This is a genomic window from Methylobacterium sp. HMF5984, from assembly GCF_045033435.1.
Taxonomy (GTDB): Bacteria; Pseudomonadota; Alphaproteobacteria; order Rhizobiales; family Beijerinckiaceae; genus Methylobacterium.
Map to the genome: position 1 here is coordinate 2,198,216 of NZ_JBJFLN010000001.1, position 22,571 is coordinate 2,220,786.

Annotated in this window: 34 protein-coding genes; all 34 read left to right on the plus strand. The window is 67.0% G+C overall.

From position 1 onward, the window contains the following. The first annotated feature begins 166 nt into the window (after positions 1-166). The 34 genes from rpsL to rplQ all read left to right on the plus strand — a co-directional run bounded on the left by rpsL (position 167) and on the right by rplQ (position 22,531). Positions 167-538 (plus strand): 30S ribosomal protein S12, encoded by a 372-nt coding sequence (gene rpsL / locus ACFZ8E_RS10505; protein ID WP_066927123.1) that lies wholly within the window; start codon positions 167-169, stop codon positions 536-538. A 140-nt stretch (positions 539-678) separates the two neighbouring features. Next, positions 679-1,149, plus strand: a complete 471-nt coding sequence (gene rpsG / locus ACFZ8E_RS10510) for a 30S ribosomal protein S7 (RefSeq protein WP_147728202.1) — start codon at positions 679-681, stop codon at positions 1,147-1,149. A gap of 31 nt (positions 1,150-1,180) precedes the next feature. Continuing rightward, positions 1,181-3,256, plus strand: a complete 2,076-nt coding sequence (fusA, locus tag ACFZ8E_RS10515; RefSeq protein ID WP_147728201.1) for an elongation factor G — start codon at positions 1,181-1,183, stop codon at positions 3,254-3,256. A 79-nt stretch (positions 3,257-3,335) separates the two neighbouring features. After that, complete coding sequence (gene tuf / locus ACFZ8E_RS10520; RefSeq protein WP_147729937.1) at positions 3,336-4,526, plus strand: elongation factor Tu; 1,191 nt, start codon at positions 3,336-3,338, stop codon at positions 4,524-4,526. A 127-nt stretch (positions 4,527-4,653) separates the two neighbouring features. Next, positions 4,654-4,962, plus strand: coding sequence for a 30S ribosomal protein S10 (gene rpsJ / locus ACFZ8E_RS10525; RefSeq protein WP_018044230.1), 309 nt, complete (start codon positions 4,654-4,656; stop codon positions 4,960-4,962). 50 nt (positions 4,963-5,012) lie between these two features. Next, positions 5,013-5,747, plus strand: coding sequence for a 50S ribosomal protein L3 (rplC, locus tag ACFZ8E_RS10530; RefSeq protein ID WP_147725867.1), 735 nt, complete (start codon positions 5,013-5,015; stop codon positions 5,745-5,747). Next, positions 5,747-6,367: a 50S ribosomal protein L4 gene (gene rplD, locus ACFZ8E_RS10535; RefSeq protein ID WP_405042742.1), complete on the plus strand. Its 621-nt coding sequence runs from the start codon at positions 5,747-5,749 to the stop codon at positions 6,365-6,367. The genes rplC and rplD overlap by 1 nt, the downstream gene beginning before the upstream one ends. Then, positions 6,364-6,660 (plus strand): 50S ribosomal protein L23, encoded by a 297-nt coding sequence (locus ACFZ8E_RS10540; protein ID WP_147725865.1) that lies wholly within the window; start codon positions 6,364-6,366, stop codon positions 6,658-6,660. The genes rplD and ACFZ8E_RS10540 overlap by 4 nt, the downstream gene beginning before the upstream one ends. Positions 6,661-6,686: 26 nt before the next feature. Further along, positions 6,687-7,523 carry a 50S ribosomal protein L2 gene (rplB, locus tag ACFZ8E_RS10545; protein WP_147842717.1) on the plus strand — a complete coding sequence of 279 codons (837 nt, stop codon included), beginning with the start codon at positions 6,687-6,689 and terminating at the stop codon, positions 7,521-7,523. Between the two features lie 5 nt (positions 7,524-7,528). Then, entirely contained in the window at positions 7,529-7,807 is a 279-nt protein-coding gene (gene rpsS / locus ACFZ8E_RS10550) for a 30S ribosomal protein S19 (RefSeq protein ID WP_147725863.1), read from the plus strand. 1 nt (position 7,808) lies between these two features. After that, positions 7,809-8,195, plus strand: coding sequence for a 50S ribosomal protein L22 (rplV, locus tag ACFZ8E_RS10555; protein ID WP_147725862.1), 387 nt, complete (start codon positions 7,809-7,811; stop codon positions 8,193-8,195). 10 nt (positions 8,196-8,205) lie between these two features. Next, positions 8,206-8,946 (plus strand): 30S ribosomal protein S3, encoded by a 741-nt coding sequence (gene rpsC, locus ACFZ8E_RS10560; protein ID WP_147725861.1) that lies wholly within the window; start codon positions 8,206-8,208, stop codon positions 8,944-8,946. A gap of 47 nt (positions 8,947-8,993) precedes the next feature. Then, positions 8,994-9,407, plus strand: a complete 414-nt coding sequence (gene rplP, locus ACFZ8E_RS10565) for a 50S ribosomal protein L16 (protein WP_147725860.1) — start codon at positions 8,994-8,996, stop codon at positions 9,405-9,407. 13 nt (positions 9,408-9,420) lie between these two features. Then, the gene (gene rpmC, locus ACFZ8E_RS10570; RefSeq protein ID WP_147725859.1) at positions 9,421-9,636 is read left to right on the plus strand and encodes a 50S ribosomal protein L29; all 216 of its coding nucleotides are present in this window, start codon (positions 9,421-9,423) and stop codon (positions 9,634-9,636) included. A gap of 11 nt (positions 9,637-9,647) precedes the next feature. Further along, a complete protein-coding gene (gene rpsQ / locus ACFZ8E_RS10575; RefSeq protein WP_147725858.1) occupies positions 9,648-9,911 on the plus strand; it encodes a 30S ribosomal protein S17 in 264 nt (87 codons plus the stop codon). 261 nt (positions 9,912-10,172) lie between these two features. Continuing rightward, complete coding sequence (locus tag ACFZ8E_RS10580; protein WP_243949406.1) at positions 10,173-11,576, plus strand: ATP-binding protein; 1,404 nt, start codon at positions 10,173-10,175, stop codon at positions 11,574-11,576. 268 nt (positions 11,577-11,844) lie between these two features. Next, positions 11,845-12,213 carry a 50S ribosomal protein L14 gene (gene rplN, locus ACFZ8E_RS10585; protein WP_147725857.1) on the plus strand — a complete coding sequence of 123 codons (369 nt, stop codon included), beginning with the start codon at positions 11,845-11,847 and terminating at the stop codon, positions 12,211-12,213. Then, positions 12,213-12,527 carry a 50S ribosomal protein L24 gene (rplX, locus tag ACFZ8E_RS10590; protein ID WP_147842714.1) on the plus strand — a complete coding sequence of 105 codons (315 nt, stop codon included), beginning with the start codon at positions 12,213-12,215 and terminating at the stop codon, positions 12,525-12,527. Before rplN ends, rplX begins: the two co-directional genes overlap by 1 nt. After that, positions 12,520-13,086, plus strand: a complete 567-nt coding sequence (rplE, locus tag ACFZ8E_RS10595; protein ID WP_405042743.1) for a 50S ribosomal protein L5 — start codon at positions 12,520-12,522, stop codon at positions 13,084-13,086. The genes rplX and rplE overlap by 8 nt, the downstream gene beginning before the upstream one ends. A 43-nt stretch (positions 13,087-13,129) precedes the next feature. After that, positions 13,130-13,435, plus strand: a complete 306-nt coding sequence (rpsN, locus tag ACFZ8E_RS10600; RefSeq protein ID WP_147725854.1) for a 30S ribosomal protein S14 — start codon at positions 13,130-13,132, stop codon at positions 13,433-13,435. A gap of 10 nt (positions 13,436-13,445) precedes the next feature. Next, the gene (gene rpsH, locus ACFZ8E_RS10605) at positions 13,446-13,841 is read left to right on the plus strand and encodes a 30S ribosomal protein S8 (protein ID WP_147725853.1); all 396 of its coding nucleotides are present in this window, start codon (positions 13,446-13,448) and stop codon (positions 13,839-13,841) included. 23 nt (positions 13,842-13,864) lie between these two features. Continuing rightward, complete coding sequence (rplF, locus tag ACFZ8E_RS10610) at positions 13,865-14,398, plus strand: 50S ribosomal protein L6 (RefSeq protein WP_147725852.1); 534 nt, start codon at positions 13,865-13,867, stop codon at positions 14,396-14,398. A 12-nt stretch (positions 14,399-14,410) separates the two neighbouring features. After that, positions 14,411-14,773, plus strand: a complete 363-nt coding sequence (gene rplR, locus ACFZ8E_RS10615) for a 50S ribosomal protein L18 (protein WP_147842713.1) — start codon at positions 14,411-14,413, stop codon at positions 14,771-14,773. Between the two features lie 96 nt (positions 14,774-14,869). After that, entirely contained in the window at positions 14,870-15,457 is a 588-nt protein-coding gene (rpsE, locus tag ACFZ8E_RS10620) for a 30S ribosomal protein S5 (protein ID WP_147725850.1), read from the plus strand. Positions 15,458-15,469: 12 nt separating this feature from the next. Beyond that, positions 15,470-15,661: a 50S ribosomal protein L30 gene (gene rpmD, locus ACFZ8E_RS10625; protein WP_147725849.1), complete on the plus strand. Its 192-nt coding sequence runs from the start codon at positions 15,470-15,472 to the stop codon at positions 15,659-15,661. Between the two features lie 10 nt (positions 15,662-15,671). Beyond that, entirely contained in the window at positions 15,672-16,196 is a 525-nt protein-coding gene (gene rplO, locus ACFZ8E_RS10630) for a 50S ribosomal protein L15 (protein WP_405042744.1), read from the plus strand. 137 nt (positions 16,197-16,333) lie between these two features. Then, entirely contained in the window at positions 16,334-17,677 is a 1,344-nt protein-coding gene (secY, locus tag ACFZ8E_RS10635) for a preprotein translocase subunit SecY (RefSeq protein ID WP_147725847.1), read from the plus strand. 179 nt (positions 17,678-17,856) lie between these two features. Beyond that, positions 17,857-18,459 (plus strand): adenylate kinase, encoded by a 603-nt coding sequence (locus ACFZ8E_RS10640; RefSeq protein ID WP_405042745.1) that lies wholly within the window; start codon positions 17,857-17,859, stop codon positions 18,457-18,459. A gap of 26 nt (positions 18,460-18,485) precedes the next feature. Further along, entirely contained in the window at positions 18,486-18,716 is a 231-nt protein-coding gene (locus ACFZ8E_RS10645; RefSeq protein ID WP_405042746.1) for a hypothetical protein, read from the plus strand. A gap of 304 nt (positions 18,717-19,020) precedes the next feature. Then, positions 19,021-19,389 (plus strand): 30S ribosomal protein S13, encoded by a 369-nt coding sequence (gene rpsM / locus ACFZ8E_RS10650; protein WP_147725844.1) that lies wholly within the window; start codon positions 19,021-19,023, stop codon positions 19,387-19,389. Positions 19,390-19,561: 172 nt separating this feature from the next. After that, entirely contained in the window at positions 19,562-19,951 is a 390-nt protein-coding gene (rpsK, locus tag ACFZ8E_RS10655) for a 30S ribosomal protein S11 (RefSeq protein ID WP_147725843.1), read from the plus strand. Positions 19,952-19,968: 17 nt separating this feature from the next. Then, on the plus strand, positions 19,969-20,841 hold the full coding sequence (locus ACFZ8E_RS10660) for an MBL fold metallo-hydrolase (protein WP_405042747.1): 873 nt from the start codon (positions 19,969-19,971) through the stop codon (positions 20,839-20,841). Between the two features lie 104 nt (positions 20,842-20,945). Beyond that, positions 20,946-21,965 carry a DNA-directed RNA polymerase subunit alpha gene (locus tag ACFZ8E_RS10665; RefSeq protein ID WP_147725841.1) on the plus strand — a complete coding sequence of 340 codons (1,020 nt, stop codon included), beginning with the start codon at positions 20,946-20,948 and terminating at the stop codon, positions 21,963-21,965. 149 nt (positions 21,966-22,114) lie between these two features. Further along, the gene (rplQ, locus tag ACFZ8E_RS10670; protein WP_147725840.1) at positions 22,115-22,531 is read left to right on the plus strand and encodes a 50S ribosomal protein L17; all 417 of its coding nucleotides are present in this window, start codon (positions 22,115-22,117) and stop codon (positions 22,529-22,531) included. Positions 22,532-22,571 lie beyond the last annotated feature (40 nt).

A 22,571-nucleotide genomic window follows, 5' to 3' on the forward strand; every position in this document is an offset into this window, starting at 1 on the left:
AACAGGGGTGCTCCTCTGCCGACAGCGCGCCAAGGGTCCTCACCGACCCCTGGCGCATATTCGTTTTGCGGATCTCCTTCGGGAGGTTCGTGGGCGGCTCCGCAGGGAGCCACGTTACGTCGCACGGGATCGCGCTTCGTCGCGATCCGGAGGAAGAGGGCACAGGATGCCGACGATCAACCAGCTGATCGCGCAGCCGCGGAAGATCCAGCGGAGCCGCAACAAGGTGCCGGCGCTCAACGCCTGCCCGCAGAAGCGCGGCGTCTGCACCCGCGTCTACACGACGACCCCGAAGAAGCCGAACTCGGCGCTCCGCAAGGTCGCCAAGGTCCGCCTCACCAACGGCTTCGAGGTGATCGGCTACATCCCGGGTGAAGGCCACAACCTTCAGGAGCACTCGGTGGTGATGATCCGCGGCGGCCGCGTGAAGGACCTTCCGGGCGTGCGCTACCACATCCTCCGCGGCGTGCTCGACACGCAGGGCGTCAAGAACCGCAAGCAGCGCCGCTCCAAGTACGGCGCCAAGCGCCCGAAGTAAGATCTTCCCGTCCGGACGTTTTGCCCGGGCGGCCGACACGGCATTCCACTGCCTCGTAAGGATGTCGCCGGCGCTCTTCAGGAGTGGCTCAAGGCGGCCTGCGCGAGGTGCTTAGATCCTTATCCCTCGGAAGTTCCGCAATGTCCCGTCGCCATTCCGCCGAGAAGCGTGAGATCATCCCCGATCCGAAGTACGGGGATATCGTCCTCACCAAGTTCATGAATTCGATCATGTACGAGGGCAAGAAGTCCGTCGCCGAGCGGATCGTGTACGGCGCCTTCGAGATCGTCGAGAACCGCGCCCGCGCCAACCCGATCGAGGTGTTCCGCGCGGCCCTCGAGAACGTCGCCCCGATGATCGAGGTGCGCTCCCGGCGCGTCGGCGGCGCGACCTACCAGGTCCCCGTCGAGGTCCGCACCGAGCGCCGGCAGGCGCTGGCGATCCGGTGGCTGATCCAGGCCGCCCGCGGCCGCAACGACCGCACCATGGTCGAGCGCCTCTCGGCCGAGTTCCTCGATGCCGCGAACAATCGCGGCAACGCCGTCAAGAAGCGGGAAGACACGCACCGGATGGCGGAAGCCAACCGCGCCTTCTCGCACTACCGCTGGTAAGCGGCCCGACGCCCCTTTCGGAGAGATCCCGATGCCCCGCACCCACGCGATCGAGGACTACCGCAACTTCGGCATCATGGCCCACATTGATGCCGGCAAGACCACGACCACCGAGCGGATCCTCTACTACACCGGCAAGTCCCATAAGATCGGCGAGGTCCATGAGGGCGCCGCCACCATGGACTGGATGGAGCAGGAGCAGGAGCGCGGCATCACGATCACGTCCGCCGCGACGACGTGCTTCTGGCGCGAGAAGCGCCTGAACATCATCGACACGCCCGGCCACGTCGACTTCACCATCGAGGTGGAGCGCTCGCTCCGCGTGCTCGACGGCGCGGTGTGCGTGCTCGACGGCAACCAGGGCGTCGAGCCCCAGACCGAGACCGTCTGGCGCCAGGCCGACAAGTACGACGTCCCGCGTGTCGTGTTCGTCAACAAGATGGACAAGATCGGCGCCGACTTCTTCAAGTGCGTCGCCGACATCATCACCCGCGTCGCCGGCAAGCCGGTGTGCCTGCAGCTGCCGATCGGGGCCGAGAACACCTTCAAGGGCGTGATCGACCTGATCAAGATGAAGGCGATCGTCTGGTCGGGTGAGGCGCTCGGCGCCAACTACGACGAGGAAGAGATCCCGGCCGACCTCAAGGATCAGGCGGTCGAGTACCGCACCAAGATGATCGAGGCCTGCGTCGAGCTCGACGACGAAGCCATGACCGCCTACCTCGACGGCGTCGAGCCGAGCGAGGAGACCCTTCGCAAGCTCGTCCGCCGCGCCGTGCAGCTGCGCGCCTTCCACCCGGTGCTCTGCGGCTCGGCGTTCAAGAACAAGGGCGTTCAGCCGCTGCTCGACGCGGTCGTCGATTACCTGCCGTCTCCCGCCGACCGCGGCGAGATCAAGGGCCTCGACTTCAAGACCGAGGAAGAGATCGTCCGTCACCCGACGGACACCGATCCCTTCTCCATGCTCGCCTTCAAGATCATGGACGATCCCCACGTCGGCACGATCACCTTCTGCCGCGTGTACTCGGGCAAGATCGAGTCGGGCGCCAACGTGCTCAACTCCTCGCGCGACAAGAAGGAGCGCGTCGGCCGCATGCTCCTGATGCACGCCAACAACCGCGAGGACGTCAAGGAAGCCTTCGCCGGCGACATCGTCGCGCTGGCCGGCCTCAAGGACACCCGCACCGGCGACACGCTGTCGGACCCGGTCAAGGTCGTGATCCTCGAGAAGATGGAGTTCCCGGAGCCCGTCATCGAGATCGCGGTCGAGCCGAAGTCGAAGGCTGATCAGGAGAAGCTCGGCATCGCGCTCGCCAAGCTCGCGGCCGAGGATCCGTCCTTCCGCGTCTCCACCGATCAGGAGTCGGGCCAGACCATCCTGCGCGGGATGGGCGAGCTGCACCTCGACATCAAGGTCGACATCCTGCGCCGCACCTACAAGGTCGACGCCAACATCGGCCAGCCGCAGGTGGCGTACCGCGAGAAGCTGACCCGCCGGACCGAGATCGACTACACCCACAAGAAGCAGACCGGCGGCACGGGCCAGTTCGCGCGGGTGAAGTTCGTGGTCGAGCCGAACGAGCCGGGCAAGGGCTTCGAGTTCGCCTCGAAGGTGATCGGCGGCGCGGTGCCCAAGGAGTACATCCCGGGCGTCGAGAAGGGGCTCAACTCGGTCCTCGGCGCCGGCATCCTCGCCGGCTTCCCGGTGGTCGACATCAAGGTCGAGCTGATCGACGGCGCCTACCACGACGTCGACTCCTCGGCGCTGGCCTTCGAGATCGCGTCCCGGGCGGCGCTGCGCGAGGCCCTGCAAAAGGGCGGCTCCGTGCTGCTCGAGCCGGTGATGAAGGTCGAGGTCGTCTCGCCGGAGGAGTATACCGGCTCGGTGATCGGCGATCTCAACTCACGCCGCGGCCAGATCCAGGGCCAGGACATGCGCGGCAACGCGAACGTCATCAACGCCATGGTGCCGCTCGCCAACATGTTCGGCTACGTGAACCAGCTGCGCTCCTTCTCGCAGGGCCGCGCCAACTTCACGATGCAGTTCGACCACTACGAGGAAGTGCCGCGCGGCGAAGCCGACAAGGTCATCGCCAAGTACGCGTAAGTCTTTCCTCGACATCCCATCCGCGTCGCCGGCCTGACCGCAGGTCCGGCGCGCACCCCTCATCGAACCGGAGGCTACCATGGCCAAAGAGAAGTTTGCCCGCACGAAGCCGCACTGCAACATCGGCACGATCGGTCACGTTGACCACGGCAAGACGTCGCTGACGGCGGCGATCACGAAGGTCTTGGCGGAGTCCGGCGGGGCGACGTTCACGGCCTACGACCAGATCGACAAGGCTCCGGAGGAGAAGGCGCGCGGGATCACGATCTCGACGGCGCACGTGGAGTACGAGACGACGAACCGGCACTACGCGCACGTCGACTGCCCCGGTCACGCCGACTACGTGAAGAACATGATCACGGGCGCGGCGCAGATGGACGGCGCGATCCTGGTGGTGTCGGCGGCCGACGGCCCGATGCCGCAGACCCGCGAGCACATCCTGCTGGCGCGCCAGGTCGGCGTTCCGGCGCTGGTGGTGTTCCTCAACAAGGTCGACCTCGTCGACGACGCCGAGCTGCTCGAGCTCGTCGAGATGGAAGTGCGCGAGCTTCTGTCGAAGTACGACTTCCCCGGCGACGACATCCCGATCACCAAGGGCTCGGCCAAGGTGGCGCTCGACAACGGCGACAAGGCGGTCGGGCACGACGCGGTGCTGGCGCTGATGAAGACGGTGGACGACTACATCCCGCAGCCGGAGCGCCCGATCGACATGCCGTTCCTGATGCCGATCGAGGACGTGTTCTCGATCTCGGGCCGCGGCACGGTGGTGACGGGCCGGGTCGAGCGCGGCATCGTCAAGGTCGGCGAGACGGTGGAGATCGTCGGCATCCGCGACACCCAGACCACGACGGTCACGGGCGTCGAGATGTTCCGCAAGCTGCTCGACCAGGGCCAGGCGGGCGACAACGTCGGCGTGCTGCTGCGCGGCACCAAGCGCGAGGACGTCGAGCGCGGCCAGGTCGTGTGCAAGCCGGGCTCGGTCAAGCCGCACACCAAGTTCAAGGCCGAGGCCTACATCCTGACCAAGGAGGAGGGCGGGCGCCACACGCCGTTCTTCACCAACTATCGGCCGCAGTTCTACTTCCGCACCACCGACGTGACCGGCGTGTGCGTGCTGCCCGAGGGCACCGAGATGGTGATGCCGGGCGACAACGTGACCATGGACGTCACGCTGATCGTGCCGGTGGCCATGGAGGAGAAGCTGCGCTTCGCCATCCGCGAGGGCGGCCGAACCGTCGGCGCCGGCGTCGTCGCCGCCATCAACGCGTAGTCGTCAGACAGATCGGCCCTTCGTCTCCCGGGACGAAGTGCCGGTGCCCGGACACAGCATCCGTCAGGGGACGATTGAGGGAAGGGCCCTCGCGCCCGCCCAACACGTTTCCGTCGAGGTTTAGGTCATGAACGGTCAAAACATCCGCATCCGCCTGAAGGCGTTCGATCATCGCATCCTGGATGCGTCCACCCGCGAGATCGTCTCCACCGCCAAGCGGACCGGCGCGACCATCCGCGGCCCGATCCCGCTGCCGACCCATATCGAGAAGTTCACGGTCAACCGCTCGCCGCACATCGACAAGAAGTCGCGCGAGCAGTTCGAGATGCGCACCCACAAGCGCGTGCTCGATATCGTCGATCCGACCCCCCAGACCGTGGACGCGCTGATGAAGCTCGACCTCGCCGCTGGCGTGGACGTGGAGATCAAGCTCTAAGCCCTGCCGGGTTTAGAGCTTACCGTTTCATCGCGCGAGGGAGACACCTTATGCGCTCAGGCGTCATTGCACAGAAGGTCGGCATGACCCGGATCTTCACGGAAGCGGGGGAACACGTTCCCTGCACCGTGCTCAAGATCGAACAATGCCAGGTGGTCGCCCACCGCACCGTCGAGAAGAACGGCTACGTCGCCGTCCAGCTCGGCGTCGGCAAGGCGAAGGTCAAGAACGTCTCGGCCGCCGAGCGTGGCCGCTTCGCGGTCGCCAAGGTCGAGCCGAAGCAAAAGATCGCCGAGTTCCGCGTGTCCGAGGACGCGCTGATCCCGGTGGGCGCCGAGATCACGGCCGATCACTTCATCCCGGGCCAGTTCGTCGACGTGACGGGCACGACCACGGGTAAGGGGTTCGCCGGCGGCATCAAGCGCTGGAACTTCGGCGGTCTGCGCGCCACCCACGGCGTGTCGATCTCGCACCGCTCGATCGGTTCGACCGGCGGCCGTCAGGATCCGGGCAAGACCTTCAAGAACAAGAAGATGCCCGGTCACATGGGCGTCGACCGCGTCACCACGCAGAACCTGCGCGTCGTCCGCACGGACGTCGAGCGCGGCCTGATCCTGGTCGAGGGTGCGGTTCCCGGCGTCGCCGGCGGCTGGATCCAGATCCGGGACGCGGTGAAGCGCAAGCTTCCGGCCGAAGTCCCACAGCCCGGCAAGTTCCGTGAGAACGGCGCGTCGGCTGCCCCGCAATCCGCCCCCGAGGCGCCCGCTGCCGAGGAGAACGCGTGATGAAGCTCGATATCACCACCCTCGACGGCACCGGCGCCGGCTCGGTGGAGCTCGACGAGGCCATCTTCGGCCTCGAGCCCCGCGCCGACCTGCTCCAGCGCATGGTGCGCTGGCAGCTCGCCAAGCGTCGTGCCGGCACCCACGCCGTGCAGAACCGCTCGGACGTGAACCGGACCCGCAAGAAGCTGTACAAGCAGAAGGGCACCGGCAACGCGCGTCACGGCGCAGCCTCGGCTCCGCAGTTCCGCGGCGGCGGCCGTGCGTTCGGCCCGGTCGTCCGCGACCACGGCCACGACCTTCCCAAGAAGGTCCGTGCCCTGGCCCTGCGTCACGCCCTGTCGGCCAAGGCCAAGGCCTCGACCCTCATCGTCGTCGACGACATCAAGATCGAGGACCACAAGACCAAGGGTCTCGTCGAGCGCTTCGGCAAGATGGGTCTCTCGAGCGCGCTGATCATCGGCGGCGCCGAGGTCGACGAGAACTTCGGCCGCGCCGCCCGCAACATCCCGATGATCGACGTGCTGCCCGTGCAGGGCATCAACGTCTACGACATCCTGCGCCGCGACACGCTCGTGCTGACCCGCGCCGCGATCGACGCGCTGGAGGAGCGTTTCAAATGAGTGCCGATCCGCGCCACTACGACATCATCGTCTCCCCGGTCATCACCGAGAAGGCGACGAACCTCACCGAGCAGAACAAGGTCGTCTTCCGGGTCGCTCCGAAGGCCACCAAGCCGCAGATCAAGGAAGCGGTCGAGAAGCTGTTCGACGTCAAGGTCACGGCGGTGAACACCCTCGTGACCAAGGGCAAGAAGAAGATCTTCCGCGGCATGCGCGGACAGCGTTCGGACGTGAAGAAAGCGGTCGTGACCCTCGCCGAAGGTGACACGATCGACGTCACGACCGGCCTCTGACATAGACCGGGTAGGGATTTAAGCCGATGGCCTTGAAGACATTCAAACCGGTCACGCCGAGCCTGCGCCAGCTCGTGCTGGTCGACCGCCGTGAGCTCTACAAGGGCAAGCCGGTGAAGGCGCTGACCGAGGGCAAGTCGTCCTCGGGCGGCCGCAACAACCTCGGGCGGATCACCGTCCGCTTCCGCGGCGGCGGTCACAAGCGCTCGCTCCGTCTCGTCGACTTCAAGCGTCGGTCGCAGCCGGGCGTGTCGGCGACCGTCGAGCGGATCGAGTACGATCCGAACCGCACGGCGTTCATCGCGCTGATCAACTACCCGGACGGCAAGCAGAGCTACATCATCGCTCCGCAGCGCCTTCAGCCGGGCGACAAGGTGGTCTCGGGCGAGGGCGTCGACATCAAGCCAGGCAATGCCGGGCCGATCGGCGGCATGCCGGTGGGCACGATCGTGCACAACATCGAGCTGAAGATCGGCAAGGGCGGCGCCGTCGCCCGCTCCGCCGGCAACTACGCTCAGATCGTCGGGCGTGACCAGGGCTACGTGACGCTCCGCCTGAACTCCGGCGAGCAGCGCCTGGTCCACGGCCAGTGCTACGCGACGGTGGGTGCGGTCTCGAACCCGGACCACATGAACATCTCGCTCGGCAAGGCCGGGCGCAACCGGTGGCTCGGCAAGCGTCCGCACGTCCGCGGCGTGGCCATGAACCCGGTCGACCACCCGCACGGCGGCGGCGAGGGACGCACCTCGGGCGGCCGTAACCCGGTGACGCCCTGGGGCGTGCCGACCAAGGGGAAGAAGACCCGCTCGAACAAGCGGACCGACGTCTTCATCCTGTCCAGCCGCCACAACCGCAAGAAGTAACCATCATGGCACGCTCACTCTGGAAGGGGCCGTTCGTCGACGGCTACCTCTTCAAGAAGGCCGAGGCGGCTCGCGGGTCGAGCCGGAACGAGGTCATCAAGATCTGGAGCCGTCGCTCCACCATCCTGCCGCAGTTCATCGGGCTCACCTTCGGTGTGCACAATGGGCAGAAGCACATCCCGGTCTACGTCTCCGAGGAAATGGTCGGTCACAAGTTCGGCGAGTTCTCGCCGACCCGCACCTTCCACGGCCACGCGGCCGACAAGAAGGCGAAGAGGCGCTGACATGGGCAAGCAAGCCACCCCCCGCGCGCTGCCCGAGAACGAGGCCAAGGCCGTGGCACGGATGCTCCGTGTCTCGCCCCAGAAGCTCAACCTCGTCGCGCAGATGATCCGCGGCAAGAAGGTCGAGTCGGCGCTCGCCGACCTCGAGTTCTCCCGCAAGCGCATCTCGACCGAGGTCAAGAAGTGCCTCGAGAGCGCGATCGCCAACGCCGAGAACAACCACGATCTGGACGTCGACGACCTCGTCGTCACCCAGGCCTTCGTGGGCAAGGCGCTGGTCCTGAAGCGCTTCCACGCCCGCGCCCGCGGCCGCGGCGCGCGCATCCTGAAGCCTTTCTCGAACCTTACCATCGTGGTTCGCGAAGTCCGCACCGCCGAAGCGGCCTGAGGAGAATCTGATGGGTCAGAAAGTCAACCCGATCGGTCTCCGGCTCGGCATCAACCGGACCTGGGATTCCCGCTGGTTCGCCGGCAAGACCGAATACGTCAAGCTGATGCACGAGGACGTCGCGATCCGCGCCGCCCTCATGAAGCAGCTCAAGCAGGCGGCGGTCTCCAAGATCGTCATCGAGCGCCCGCACCGGAAGTGCCGCGTCACCATCCACTCGGGCCGTCCGGGCGTGGTGATCGGCAAGAAGGGCGCCGACATCGAGAAGCTGCGCAAGCTGGTCAACACGATGACCAAAGCCGACGTGACCATCAACATCGTCGAGGTCCGGAAGCCCGAGATCGACGCCGTGCTGGTGGCCGACTCGATCGCGCAGCAGCTCGAGCGCCGCGTCGCCTTCCGTCGCGCCATGAAGCGCGCCGTGCAGTCGGCGATGCGCCTCGGGGCCGAGGGCATCCGGATCAACTGCTCCGGTCGTCTCGGCGGCGCTGAGATCGCCCGCCAGGAATGGTACCGCGAGGGCCGCGTGCCCCTGCATACGCTGCGCGCCGACGTCGACTACGGCACGGCCACCGCGTTCACGACCTACGGAACGTGCGGCATCAAGGTCTGGGTGTTCAAGGGCGAGATCCTCGAGCACGACCCGATGGCGCAGGATAAGAAGGCGCAGGAAGAGGGCGGCCGTTCGGGCGGTCGTCGCGAGCGCGATGGCGAGGGTGACCGCGGTCGCGGTCGCCGCGATCACGCCTAAGCGCGATCGTCGGACCCCCGAGCCAAGGAAGGTGTTGAGAGGCTGCCATGTTGCAACCCAAGAAGACCCGGTTTCGTAAGCAGTTCAAAGGTCGCATCTCCGGTGCGGCCAAGGGCGGCTTCGACCTGAATTTCGGCCAGTTCGGCCTGAAGGCGGTGGAGCCCGAGCGCATCACCGCGCGCCAGATCGAGGCGGCCCGCCGCGCGATCACCCGTGAGATGAAGCGTCAGGGCCGGGTCTGGATCCGGATCTTCCCCGACGTTCCGGTCACGTCGAAGCCGACCGAAGTCCGCATGGGCTCCGGCAAGGGCGCGCCCGAGTACTGGGCCGCCCGCGTCCACCCGGGCCGCATCATGTTCGAGGTCGACGGTGTCGCCGAGGACATCGCGAAGGAGGCGCTCCGTCTGGGCGCCGCCAAGCTGCCCATCCGCACGCGCGTCGTGCAACGCATCGCCGACTAAAGGGAGGCAGATCATGAAGTCGTCACAGAGACAGTCGGATCTCGCCGCCCTGTCGCCGGACCAGCTGAGCGACGAGCTGCTGAACCTCAAGAAGGAGCAGTTCAACCTGCGCTTCCAGGGGGCCACCGGCCAGCTCGAGAACGTCGCCCGCGTCCGCGAAGTCCGTCGCGACATCGCCCGCGTCCGCACCCTGCAGCGTCAGAAGACGCTGCAGGCGACGTCGGCCTGAGGAGTTTCATCATGCCGAAGCGCGTATTGCAGGGCGTCGTCGTCAGCGACAAGGGCGAGAAGACCATCGTCGTGAAGGTGGAGCGCCGCTTCACCCACCCGGTGATGAAGAAGACCGTTCGCCGCTCGAAGAACTACCATGCCCACGACGAGGCGAACGCAGCCAAGGTCGGGGCCACGGTGTTCATTGAGGAGTGCCGGCCCTTCTCCAAGACCAAGACCTGGAAGCTCGTCGAGGGCGAAGCCGCATCGGCCGAGGCTCCCGCGGCCGCCTGATCGTCTTGGACGGACCGTGAGACGGGCGCAGGATTCTGCGCCCGTTTTTTCGTTTCTGATCCGAGAACGACGTCGGTGCCTAACCGTGTCGAGCGTTCGACGATTCGACCGCGGCTTGGGTTCGACCCATCAATCTCGATCTCCCCATGACCGGCGAGTCGGCCGGTGGCGCTTTTCGCGCCTCGTCGCACAATCCTCACGAGGAGCCTGCCGTCATGCGTCGCTGACGGGAGGAAGCTCCTCTGAACGAGGATGAGCCGCATGCTGAAAAACGCCAATCGCGCCTGGGAAGCCCTCCTCGGCTTCTTCGGCGCCGATGACGTGAACGGGATCGTTAGTTCGAGGCGTGTCTTCGGCATTCACCTGCTTCCGGACCTGCAGGCAGAGACGCTTGCACAGGTGAACCCGTACGCCCCGACCCTGTTGGGCGTCCACCAACCCTACGAACAGCGTCCGCTGACGATCTCCGGCCTGCTGGTCCGCGGCAATGATCAGGCCATCGCGATCACGCCGTTGCAGTATCGCGACGTTGACATCGGGGAGAGCGAACCGTTCCCGGCGTTGAACACCGGCCTTTGGTTGTTCCAGGTCGACGGCCAGCCGGTCGCGGTGCTCCTGTCGCAGTATTCCAACTTCAGGTCGGGCAAGTTCGCTCAGGTCGAGATCGCAACGCTGCCGGGATCCGAGGCTCAGGCGTTCGCGCGCACGTTTCTAAAACGTATTCAAGAGGCGGGCGCGAACTCGATCCTGTATCGCGGCAAGGTCCTCTCCTTCGAGGGTGGATCCGACTATTCCGGCATGAGTACGGAGATGTCCGTCCATAAGCTGTCGCCGGTGGCCCGAGAGGCGATCATCCTCGACGACGCCACGATGGCGCGCCTGGATCGCCACGTCTTCGCGTTCGACCGGCATCGCGCCGGTCTGCTCCGCCTCGGGCAGTCGATCCGGAAGGGTCTGCTCCTTTATGGGCCGCCCGGCACCGGGAAGACTCACGTGATCCGATACATCGCCTCGAATTTACCGGCCCGGACCACCATCCTGATCACGGCGGAGCAGGTCCAGGACCTGGCCCGATACATGCTGCTTGCGCGCACCCTGCAGCCGAGCATCGTCGTGCTGGAAGACGTGGATCTGGTCGGGCGCTCGCGGGAGGGCATGAACAGCCCGAAGACGGAGGTCCTGTTGAACCGTCTGCTCAACGAGATGGACGGTCTGGGCGACGATGCGGACATCCTTTTCCTCCTGACCACCAACCGGCCCGAGGAGATCGAGGAGGCCCTCGCGTCGCGTCCGGGACGCGTCGACGAGGCCATCGAGATCGCGAATCCCGACGCCGCCTGCCGCGCACGGCTGATCGCCCTCTACGGAGGCGCCTTGAGCTTCGAGGAGGGGGCCATCGACGACGCGGTCGCGCTGTCGGAGGGAGCGAGCGCCGCCTTCGTCAAGGAGATGGTTCGGCGTCTGTCTCAGGCTTCGCTCTCCTGCGGACATGACGATGCGGTGGACCGCGCCACCGTCGCAGACGTCCTGAGCGAAGCTGCGGAGAACGGAAACCGGATCGGCCGCCGAATCATCGGTCTCCCGAGCAGTCCCACGCGGGCCGGGCGTGCCGGCGCCCCACCCCTCGACGGCTGCGGCGAGGATCTGGAGCTCGGCACGGATTAGGCGGAGGCCCGCCCGGAACGTCTTCCACCCGAGGGCCGGCACGGAAAGTCTTGCGCCCCTGCGCCCCGTGGTGTAGTGGGCACCCCTTCGCGACATGTGAGAGGGGTGTTCGCGCCCTTCGTACGCGGTGACCGCGCCGGCGCTGGATAAGCGCCGATAGCGCGGTCTGTCATATGAGCCGGGGACATCAGATCCCCATCAGGCGTCGTCCGCCGGGCAATACCGCCCGTGTGCGGAAACCCGCCTGAAACAAGGAAAGGTCACTCCTGTGATCCAGATGCAGACGAATCTGGACGTCGCCGACAACTCGGGTGCGCGTCGCGTGATGTGCATCAAGGTGCTGGGCGGGTCGAAGCGGCGCTATGCCGGCGTGGGCGACATCATCGTCGTGTCCATCAAGGAGGCGATCCCGCGCGGCCGCGTCAAGAAGGGCGACGTCATGAAGGCGGTGGTCGTGCGGACCGCCAAGGAAGTGAAGCGTCCCGACGGTTCGGTGATCCGCTTCGACAAGAACGCGGCCGTGCTGATCAACAATCAGAAGGAGCCGATCGGGACCCGCATCTTCGGGCCGGTGCCGCGCGAGCTGCGCGCCCGCAACCACATGAAGATCATCTCGCTGGCTCCGGAGGTGCTGTGATGGCAGCCAAGATCAAGAAGGGCGACACCGTCGTCGTCCTCACCGGTCGCGATTCCGGTCGCTCCGGCGAGGTCATCCAGGTGATGCCGAAGGACGACAAGGCGCTCGTCCGCGGGATCAACCTGGTCAAGAAGCACCAGAAGCAGAGCCAGAACCAGGAAGGCGGCATCATCTCGAAGGAGGCCGCGATCCAGCTCTCGAACCTCGCGTTGCAGGACGCGAACGGCAAGCCGACCCGCGTGGGTTTCCGCATCCTTGAAGACGGCCGCAAGGTCCGCTTCGCCAAGACCACGGGGGATCAGATCGATGGCTGAAGCCAACAAGGACGCCTACGTCCCGCGCCTGCGCGCCCACTACGATGAGGTCATCCGCCAGAAGCTCATCGAGCAGTTCGGCTACAAGAACCCGATGCAGGTTCCGCGGATCGACAAGATCGTCATCAACATGGGCGTCGGCGAGTCCACCGCGGACTCGAAGAAGGCCACCGTCGCCGCCGGCGACCTTGCGCTGATCGCCGGCCAGAAGCCGGTCATCACCAAGGCCCGCAAGCCGATCGCGACCTTCAAGGTCCGTGAGGGCATGCCGATCGGCTGCAAGGTCACCCTGCGCCGCCAGAAGATGTACGAGTTCATGGATCGCCTCGTCACGATCGCGCTGCCGCGCGTCCGCGACTTCCGCGGCCTGAACCCGAAGTCGTTCGACGGCCGCGGTAACTACGCGCTCGGCCTCAAGGAGCACCTCGTGTTCCCGGAGATCTCGTACGACAAGGCCGAGCAGACCTGGGGCATGGACATCGTCGTCGCCACCACCGCCACCACCGACGAGGAAGCCCGCGCTCTCCTCGTCGCCTTCCAATTCCCGTTCCGGCAGTAGGCGTCCCTCGGGATACCTAGACGCGGACACCGGAGGATAGACAATGGCAAAGAAGAGTTCAGTCGAACAGAACAACCACCGGAAGGAGCTGGTCAAGCGCTTCGCTGCGAAGCGCCAGGCCCTGCTCGCGACCGCCAACGACGAGTCCCTCGAGATGGAGGAGCGCTTCGAGGCGCGCCTCAAGCTCGCGGAGCTTCCCCGCAACTCGTCGCCGACCCGCGTGCGCAACCGGTGCGAGATCACCGGCCGGCCGCGCGCCTATTACCGCAAGATGGGCGTCTCGCGTATCGCGCTGCGCGAGCTCGGGAACCGGGGCCTGATCCCGGGCCTCGTCAAGTCGAGCTGGTAAGGAGGCACCCATGGTCAACGATCCCGTGGGCGATATGCTCACCCGCATCCGCAACGGCCAGATGCGCCGTCGCAACGTCGTCTCGACGCCCGGCTCGCGCCTCCGCGCGAACGTCCTGAATGTGCTGAAGTCGGAAGGCTACATCCGCGACTTCGCGACCACCGAACTCGGCAACGGCCGGACGGAGTTCGCGATCGAGCTGAAGTACTACGACGGCCAGCCCGTCATCCGCTCGATCCAGCGCGTGTCGAAGCCCGGCCGCCGCGTCTACTCGGCCGTCGGCGATCTGCCGCGCGTCGCCGACGGTCTCGGCGTCACCATCGTGTCCACCCCGCAGGGCGTCATGGCCGACCACGAGGCGCGCGAGCGCAACGTCGGCGGCGAAGTGCTCTGCAAGGTGTTCTGATCCCCGGATAAGGAGAGAGGCAGATGTCTCGCGTAGGCAAGAAGCCCGTCCCCGTTCCGGCCGGCGTCACCGCGTCGGTCACGGGTCAGACGGTGAAGATGAAGGGCTCGAAGGGCGAGCTGCAGTTCGTGGTTCCCTCGCTGGTCGACGTGGCGCTCGAGGACGGCGCGATCACGGTGACCCCGAAGGACCAGTCCAAGGCGGCGCGTTCGCTCTGGGGCACCTCGCGGGCCCAGGTCGCGAACCTCGTCGAGGGCGTGTCCAAGGGCTTCGAGAAGAAGCTCGAGATCACCGGCGTCGGCTACCGTGCCGCGATGGCCGGCAAGGCGCTCAAGCTCTCGCTCGGGTACAGCCACGACATCGAGTACCAGATCCCGGCCGGCATCACGATCGTGACGCCGAAGCCGACGGAGATCACGATCTCCGGCATCGACCGCCAGGTCGTCGGCCAGGTCGCCGCGGAGATCCGCGACTACCGCGGTCCCGAGCCCTACAAGGGCAAGGGCGTGAAGTACGCCGGCGAGTTCATCTTCCGCAAGGAAGGCAAGAAGAAGTAAGGGGGCTGAGACATGTCACGCAAACTCGAAGCCCTCGATCGCCGCAAGGCGCGGGTGCGCCGGGCGCTCCGCGCCTCCGCCAACGGCCGGCCGCGCCTGTCGGTGTTCCGCTCGTCGAAGCAGATCTACGTCCAGGTCATCGATGATGCGGCGGGCGTCACGCTCGCCGCCGCCTCGTCGATCGACAAGGGCCTGCGCGCCGACCTGAAGACCGGCGCCGACGTCGCCGCCGCCTCGGCGGTGGGCAAGCTCGTCGCCGAGCGCGCCAAGGCCGCCGGCGTCTCGAAGGTCGTGTTCGACCGCTCGGGCTACCAGTACCACGGCCGGATCAAGGCTCTGGCCGAAGCCGCTCGCGAGGGTGGCCTCGACTTCTAAATCTCGGCGGTGCGGAGGCGGCGCGTCCGCCTCCGGCGATGACGATTCAAGCGAGCGGGCCCGCCGCCCGCGCCAGTGAGATGAAACGGAAGCAACATGGCACGTGAACGTGAAGGCGGTGGCCGCGGCCGCCGCGACGACCGCGAGGAGCGCGACAGCGAGTTCGTGGACAAGCTCGTCCACATCAACCGCGTCGCCAAGGTGGTGAAGGGCGGCCGTCGCTTCGGCTTCGCCGCGCTCGTCGTCGTCGGCGACCAGAAGGGCCGCGTCGGCTTCGGCCACGGCAAGGCCCGCGAAGTCCCGGAGGCGATCCGCAAGGCGACCGAAGCCGCCAAGCGCGGCCTCGTCCGCATCTCGCTCCGCGAGGGCCGGACGCTGCACCACGACGTGCAGGGCCGTCACGGCGCCGGCAAGGTGATCCTCCGCGCGGCTCCGCAGGGCACCGGCATCATCGCCGGCGGCCCGATGCGCGCCGTGTTCGAGACGCTCGGCATGCAGGACGTCGTGGCCAAGAGCCTCGGCTCCTCGAACCCCTACAACCTCGTGCGCGCCACCTTCGAGGCGCTGAAGAACGAGGACAGCCCGCGCTCGGTCGCCGGTCGTCGCGGTCTCAAGGTGTCCACGCTCCAGGCGCGGCGCACCGATTCGGACCCGTCCGACCAGTCCGAAGCCGCAGTCGCGTAAGGGGAGGGCAGCATGGCTAGCAAGACTGTCCGCGTGGAGCAGATCGGTTCCCCGATCCGCCGCGAGGCCTCCCAGCGCCAGACGCTGGTGGGCCTGAAGCTGAACAAGCTTCACCGTGTCTCCGAGCTCGAGGACACCCCCGCCGTTCGCGGCATGATCCGAAAGGTCGCGCACCTCGTGCGCGTCCTCGACGACGCGGCTTGAGGAGGGCGCGATGAAGCTCAACGAGATCCGCGACAACGAAGGCGCAACCAAGAACCGGATGCGCGTCGGCCGAGGCATCGGCTCCGGCAAGGGCAAGACCGCAGGGCGCGGCGTGAAGGGTCAGAAGGCCCGGACCGGCGTGGCCATCAAGGGCTTCGAGGGCGGCCAGATGCCGCTTCACCGTCGCCTGCCGAAGCGCGGCTTCAACAACCTCTACTCGACCGACCTCAACGAGGTGAATCTCGGCCGGGTGCAGCAGGCGATCGACGCCGGCAAGCTCGACAAGGCCGCGACCGTGACGGTCGAGGCTCTCGTGCGGGCCGGGATCATCGCCCGTCCCCGCGACGGCGTGAAGCTGCTCGGCGTCGGCGAGCTGACCGCGAAGGTCGCCTTCGAGGTGACCCGGGCGTCGAAGTCGGCGGTCGAGGCGGTCGAGAAGGCCGGCGGCAGCGTCGTCGTCGCCTACGGCGCCGGCGTCTCGGTCCGCGGCAAGGGTGGCAAGGACTTGGGCGGCAAGGGCGAAGCGACCGCCTGAGCGCGGTTGCCTCGCCGGGAGCGACCCCTTAAGTCGAAGCTTCGAGCGGCGGCCCGTGCGACCTCGCATGCGGCCGCCGCTCCCGTTTTCAGGGATGCCCCGCGGCTCCCTCGTGACCCATCATCAGGACACAGGCCATGGCCTCAGCCGCCGAGCAGCTCGCCGCGAACCTCAATTTCGGTGCCATCGCGAAGGCGGATGAGCTCAAGAAGCGCATCTGGTTCACCCTCGGCGCGCTCGTGGTGTTCCGGCTCGGGACCTACATCCCGATCCCCGGCATCGACCCGGAGCAGTTCGCGCGCAACTTCCAGCAGCAGGCCGGCGGCGTGCTCGGGCTGTTCAACATGTTCTCCGGCGGTGCCGTCGAGCGCATGGCGATCTTCGCGCTCAACATCATGCCGTACATCTCGGCCTCGATCATCATCCAGCTGCTCACCTCGGTGATCCCGAGCCTCGAGACGCTGAAGAAGGAGGGCGAGTCCGGCCGCAAGGTCATCAACCAGTACACCCGCTACCTCACGGTGGTGCTGGCACTGGTCCAGTCCTGGGGCATCGCCGTCGGCCTCCAGGGGTCGAGCGCCGCGATCGATCCCGGCCCGTTCTTCCTCGCCTCGACCGTGATCACGCTCACCGGCGGCACGCTGTTCCTGATGTGGATCGGCGAGCAGATCACCTCGCGCGGCATCGGCAACGGCTCGTCACTGATCATCTTCGCCGGCATCGTCGCCCACCTGCCGACCGCCATCATCGGTGCGCTCGAGCTGTCGCGCACCGGCGCGCTGTCCTCGGCGGTAATCCTCGGCGTCGGCGTCGCCGCGATCGGCCTCGTCTACTTCATCGTGTTCATGGAGCGCGCCCAGCGCCGGCTGCTGATTAACTATCCTAAGCGCCAGGTCGGCAACCGGATGTACGAGGGCCAGACGTCGTTCCTGCCCTTGAAGCTCAACACCTCGGGCGTGATCCCGCCGATCTTCGCCTCGTCACTCCTGCTGCTGCCGGCCACCGTGGCGAGCTTCTCGGCCAACCAGGGCACCGGCGTGCTGGCGACGGTCACGACCTATCTCGGCCACGGCCGTCCGCTCTACATGGCGCTCTACGCCGCGCTGATCATCTTCTTCGCGTTCTTCTACACCGCGGTGGTCTTCAACCCGCAGGAGACCGCCGACAATCTGAAGAAGCATGGCGGCTTCATCCCCGGCATCCGGCCCGGCGAGCGCACCGCGGCGTTCATCGACAAGGTGCTGACGCGCATCACCCTGATCGGCGCGCTCTACCTGACCTTCGTCTGCCTGGTGCCGGAGATCATCGCCTCCTACGCCTCCGCCAGCCTCGGATTCGGCGGCACGTCGCTGCTCATCGTCGTCTCGGTGACGATGGACACCGTGGCGCAGATCCACGGGCACCTGATGGCGCACCAGTACGAGGGCCTCGTCAAGAAGGCCAAGCTGCGCGGCGCATCGACGACCCAGCGGCGGCGCTGAGCGATCCGGCTCGGCGACACGAGAGACACAATCGCCGGAATGACGAGTGGACAGCGATTTGCCCGCTCGCCCGTCCGGCGGAAGCCGCTACAAGCAACGCCGACGCGGGAACGACGCCGACACGGCGTCGCCGCGCGCCAAGAAGCCCTGAGAGACGGGCACGGACGAGGATAACGCCCATGCGGATCATTCTGCTCGGACCACCCGGCGCGGGGAAGGGGACGCAGTCCGAGCGGATCGTCGCGCGATTCGGCATCCCGCAGCTCTCCACCGGCGACATGCTGCGCGCGGCCGTCGCTGCCGGAACACCGGTCGGACTCCAGGCGAAGGCGGTGATGGAGAGCGGCGGCCTCGTGTCCGACGCGATCGTCGTCGGCATCGTCGCCGACCGGATCGAGGAGGCGGATGCGCGCGGCGGGTTCATCCTCGACGGCTTTCCCCGCACCGTCGAGCAGGCCAAGGCCCTCGACGTGATGCTGGACGAGAAGGGCCTGCATCTCTCGACCGTGATCGAGTTCAAGGTCGATGAGAAGGTCCTGGTCGGCCGCATCGCCAAGCGGGCGGAGGAGACCGCCACCCGCGGACAGCCGGTGCGGAAGGACGACACCCCCGAGGTGTTCGCCTCGCGTCTCAAGGCCTACCGGATCCAGACCGCCCCGCTCTCGGCCTATTACGAGCGCGCCGGGATGCTGCAGACCGTGGACGGCATGGCACCGATCGACGCGGTGACGGATTCGCTGATGGCGATCCTCGAGTCGCATCGCGAAGGCGTGGCGTCCTGAAGCCATCCTTCCGGGGACCCATGATCATGTCGACGCATGCGGCTCGGGCGATCCTCGTGGCGCTGACCCTGACGGTCGGCGCGATGCCGATGGCGGCGTGGGCCGGCCCGGCGCAATCGTATCAGTACGAGCGGCGGACGACCGGCCGCCTGTGCAGGCCGCCGCTGAAGTTCGCGGCTGGCGCGTGCATGCGGCGCTGCCCGGCCGGCTTTCGCGACAACGGCGGGTATTGCCGCCAGCTGAACCAGCGCTTCTGACGTCGACCCGAAGAGACCCACGCTCCTGCGGTTCGCCAGGTGACGCGATGAGGACGATGCAGCGCGCCGGGCGCGCCCGCCGGGCCCGGCGCGGCGTCTTATCGTGCCGAACCGTTGACATCACCGCCGGCCCGCGCTAGCAGGCCGGTCTTCGTCTGCACAGCCGTTGGTCCGAGGTGCCCTCCAAGGGGCGGCCGCGGGCCGATTTGTCGTTGACGGGCGTGCAGGGGCCGGCCTCCACCGGACGCACGCTTTCCCACAGGACGGCCCGGGCGATCGCCCGTACGCCACATGGAGCATGACCTTGGCCCGTATCGCCGGCGTTAACATCCCGACCAACAAGCGCGTCGTCATCGCGCTCCAGTACATCCACGGCATCGGCGCGAAGAAGGCCGAGGAGATCACGGAGAAGGTCGGCATCCCGGCCGAGCGCCGCGTGAACCAGCTCACCGACGCCGAGGTGCTGCAGATCCGCGAGACGATCGATCGCGACTACCTCGTCGAGGGCGACCTTCGCCGCGACGTCTCGATGAACATCAAGCGCCTGATGGACCTCGGCTGCTACCGCGGCCTGCGCCATCGCCGCAACCTGCCGGTCCGCGGCCAGCGCACGCACACCAACGCGCGCACCCGCAAGGGCAAGTCCAAGCCGATCGCCGGCAAGAAAAAGTAAGCTTACGAATTCGGAGGCTGCGCGCGGCGCGGCCTCCCATGCATCGTGCCGGATCTCCCTCGACGGGAGCCGGCGTGACGGGGCGGCACTCCGCAAATGTGCCGACCGAACCCATACGAGAATCCCGAGCACCTGGAATTACGGGTGCGCTTGAAGGACAGGTATCGAAAAGATGGCCAAGGAACCGACCCGCGTCCGCCGGCGCGAACGCAAGAACATCGTCTCGGGCGTGGCGCACGTCGCCGCCTCGTTCAACAACACGATGATCACCATCACCGACGCGCAGGGCAACACGATCTCGTGGTCCTCCTCGGGCGCCATGGGCTTCAAGGGCTCGCGGAAGTCGACCCCCTACGCCGCGCAGGTCGCCGCCGAGGACGCAGCCCGCAAGGCCGCCGAGCACGGCATGCGCACCCTCGAGGTCGAGGTCTCCGGGCCCGGCTCGGGCCGCGAGTCGGCGCTCCGCGCCCTCCAGGCCGCGGGCTTCACCGTGACCTCGATCCGCGACGTCACCTCGATCCCGCACAACGGCTGCCGCCCGCGCAAGCGTCGGCGCGTCTGAGGCGGACGGAGACACACGTGGCGGATACGAAGATCCTTCCCGGCGTCAAGCGCTGGAGCGTCGGTGACATCACGCTCACCGTGCTCAACGACGGCTGGTTTCAGGGCTCCCTCGATCTCGTCACGGGCATCTCGAAGGACGAAGCCGGCGCGCTGCAGCGCGCCGGCTTCCGTACGCAGGAGCCGCGGGTGATGCTCAACGCATTCCTGCTGACGGGCCCCGGCCGCAAGCCGGTGCTGATCGATTCCGGCTACGGGTCGTTCGGTCCGCCGACCATGGGTCGCGTGCCCGCAGCGCTCGCCGTCGCGGGCGTGGCGCCCGAGGCGATCGAGACCGTTTTCGTCACGCACTGCCATCCCGACCATATCGGTGGGCTGGTGGTCGACGGGAAGGCCGCCTACCCGAACGCGGAGATCGTGCTGCATTCGGACGAGGCGGCGTACTGGCTCCCCGATGCGGCGCTCGCCGCCGCACCGGACGGGGCAAAGCCGTATTTCGAGAACGCCCGCAAGGCGCTGGCACCCTATGCCGGCCGGGTGCGCGAGCAGTCCGGCGGGGAAGTCCTGCCGGGCATCACCGCGGTGCACCTGCCCGGCCATACGCCGGGCCATTGCGGTTTCCGGATCGTTTCGGGGGACAAGTCGCTCCTGGTGTTCACCGATGTGGTGCACCTGCCGGCGATCCAGTTCAAGCAACCCGAGGCGGGCGTCGGCTTCGATGTCGACGGCGAACAGGCGCGAGCGACCCGCAAGGCGATCCTCGCGGATCTGGCGGCCGACGGGACCCGCATCGCCGGCTCGCATCTCGAATTCCCGGCCGTCGGCACCGTGACGCGGGATGGGGACGGATACCGGTTCGTGCCGGATCTCTGGGTCGCCGACGAGGCGTAGGCCCGGAGCAGTCTTTTAGGGACCGATCGACGCTGGGGGCAGCGTCGATCGGCCGAAGCGCGGACCCGGACGTCGCGGGTTCGTGCGTCAGGAGAGGTAGGATCGTGGTCATTCAGAAGAACTGGCAAGAGCTGATCAAGCCCAACAAGCTGCAGGTCTCGACCGGCGACGACCCGAAGCGGGTCGCCACCGTCGTGGCCGAGCCGTTGGAGCGCGGCTTCGGCACGACGCTCGGCAACTCGCTGCGCCGGGTGCTGCTGTCCTCCCTCCAGGGCGCGGCCGTGACCTCGGTCCAGATCGACGGCGTCCTGCATGAATTCTCCTCGATCCCGGGCGTCCGCGAGGACGTCACCGACATCGTCCTGAACATCAAGACGATCGCCATCCGCTCGCAGACCGACGCCCCGAAGCGCATGACCCTGCGCAAGACCGGCCCGGGCCTCGTCACCGCCGGCGACATCGGCACGGTCGGCGACATCCAGATCCTGAACCCCGACCTCGTGATCTGCACGCTGGACGACGGCGCCGAGATCCGGATGGAGTTCACGGTCGCCACCGGCAAGGGCTACGTGCCGGCCGAGCGCAACCGCCCCGAGGACGCGCCGATCGGCCTGATCCCGGTGGACGCGCTGTTCTCGCCGGTGACCAAGGTCAGCTACCGCATCGAGACCACCCGCGAGGGCCAGGATCTCGACAAGGACAAGCTGACGATGACCGTCGAGACCAACGGTGCGGTGTCGCCGGAGGATGCGCTGGCCTACGCGGCGCGCATCATCCAGGACCAGCTCCAGGTGTTCGTGAACTTCGAGGATCCGCGCAAGGAGGAGGCCGCCCCGCTCGCGCCGCAGCTGCCCTTCAACCCGGCGCTGCTCAAGAAGGTCGACGAGCTCGAGCTTTCTGTGCGTTCGGCGAACTGCCTGAAGAACGACAACATCGTCTACATCGGCGACCTCATCCAGAAGTCCGAGGGCGAGATGCTGCGCACCCCGAACTTCGGCCGCAAGTCGCTCAACGAGATCAAGGAAGTGCTGGCCGGGATGGGTCTGCACCTCGGGATGGACATCCCCGGCTGGCCGCCGGAGAACATCGAGGATCTCGCCAAGCGCTTCGAGGAGCACTACTGAGGGCGAATGGCGAGTAGGAGTAGCGAATAGGGGTGTCCGTAGGGCGCCCCGGTTCCGCTGCACTCTATTCGCTACTCGCTACTCCGTATTCGCCTTCAAGATGACGGTCGTACCGTGGCACGGCGACCGCAAAAACCAGGAGAGCCAACATGCGTCACGGATTCCGCGGTCGTCGTTTCAACCGCACCACCGAGCACCGCAAGGCGATGTTCGCCAACATGTCCGCCGCGCTGATCAAGCACGAGCAGATCATCACCACGCTGCCGAAGGCCAAGGACCTGCGCCCGGTCATCGAGAAGCTGATCTCGCTCGGCCGCATCGACAGCGTCCACACCCGCCGTCTCGCCATGTCGCAGATCCGCGACCACGACATGGTCAAGAAGCTCTTCACGGTGCTCGGCCCGCGCTACACGGCCCGTCCGGGCGGCTACTGCCGCATCATGAAGGCCGGCTTCCGCAAGGGCGACAACGCCCCGCTCGCCGTGATCGAGTTCGTCGACCGCGACGTCAGCGCCCGCGGTAAGGATTCGGGCCCGGTGCTCGGCGGCGAGAGCGAAGCGGCCTGATCGGCGCCTCGACAGCACGAGTTCGAAGAAAGGCGGCCGA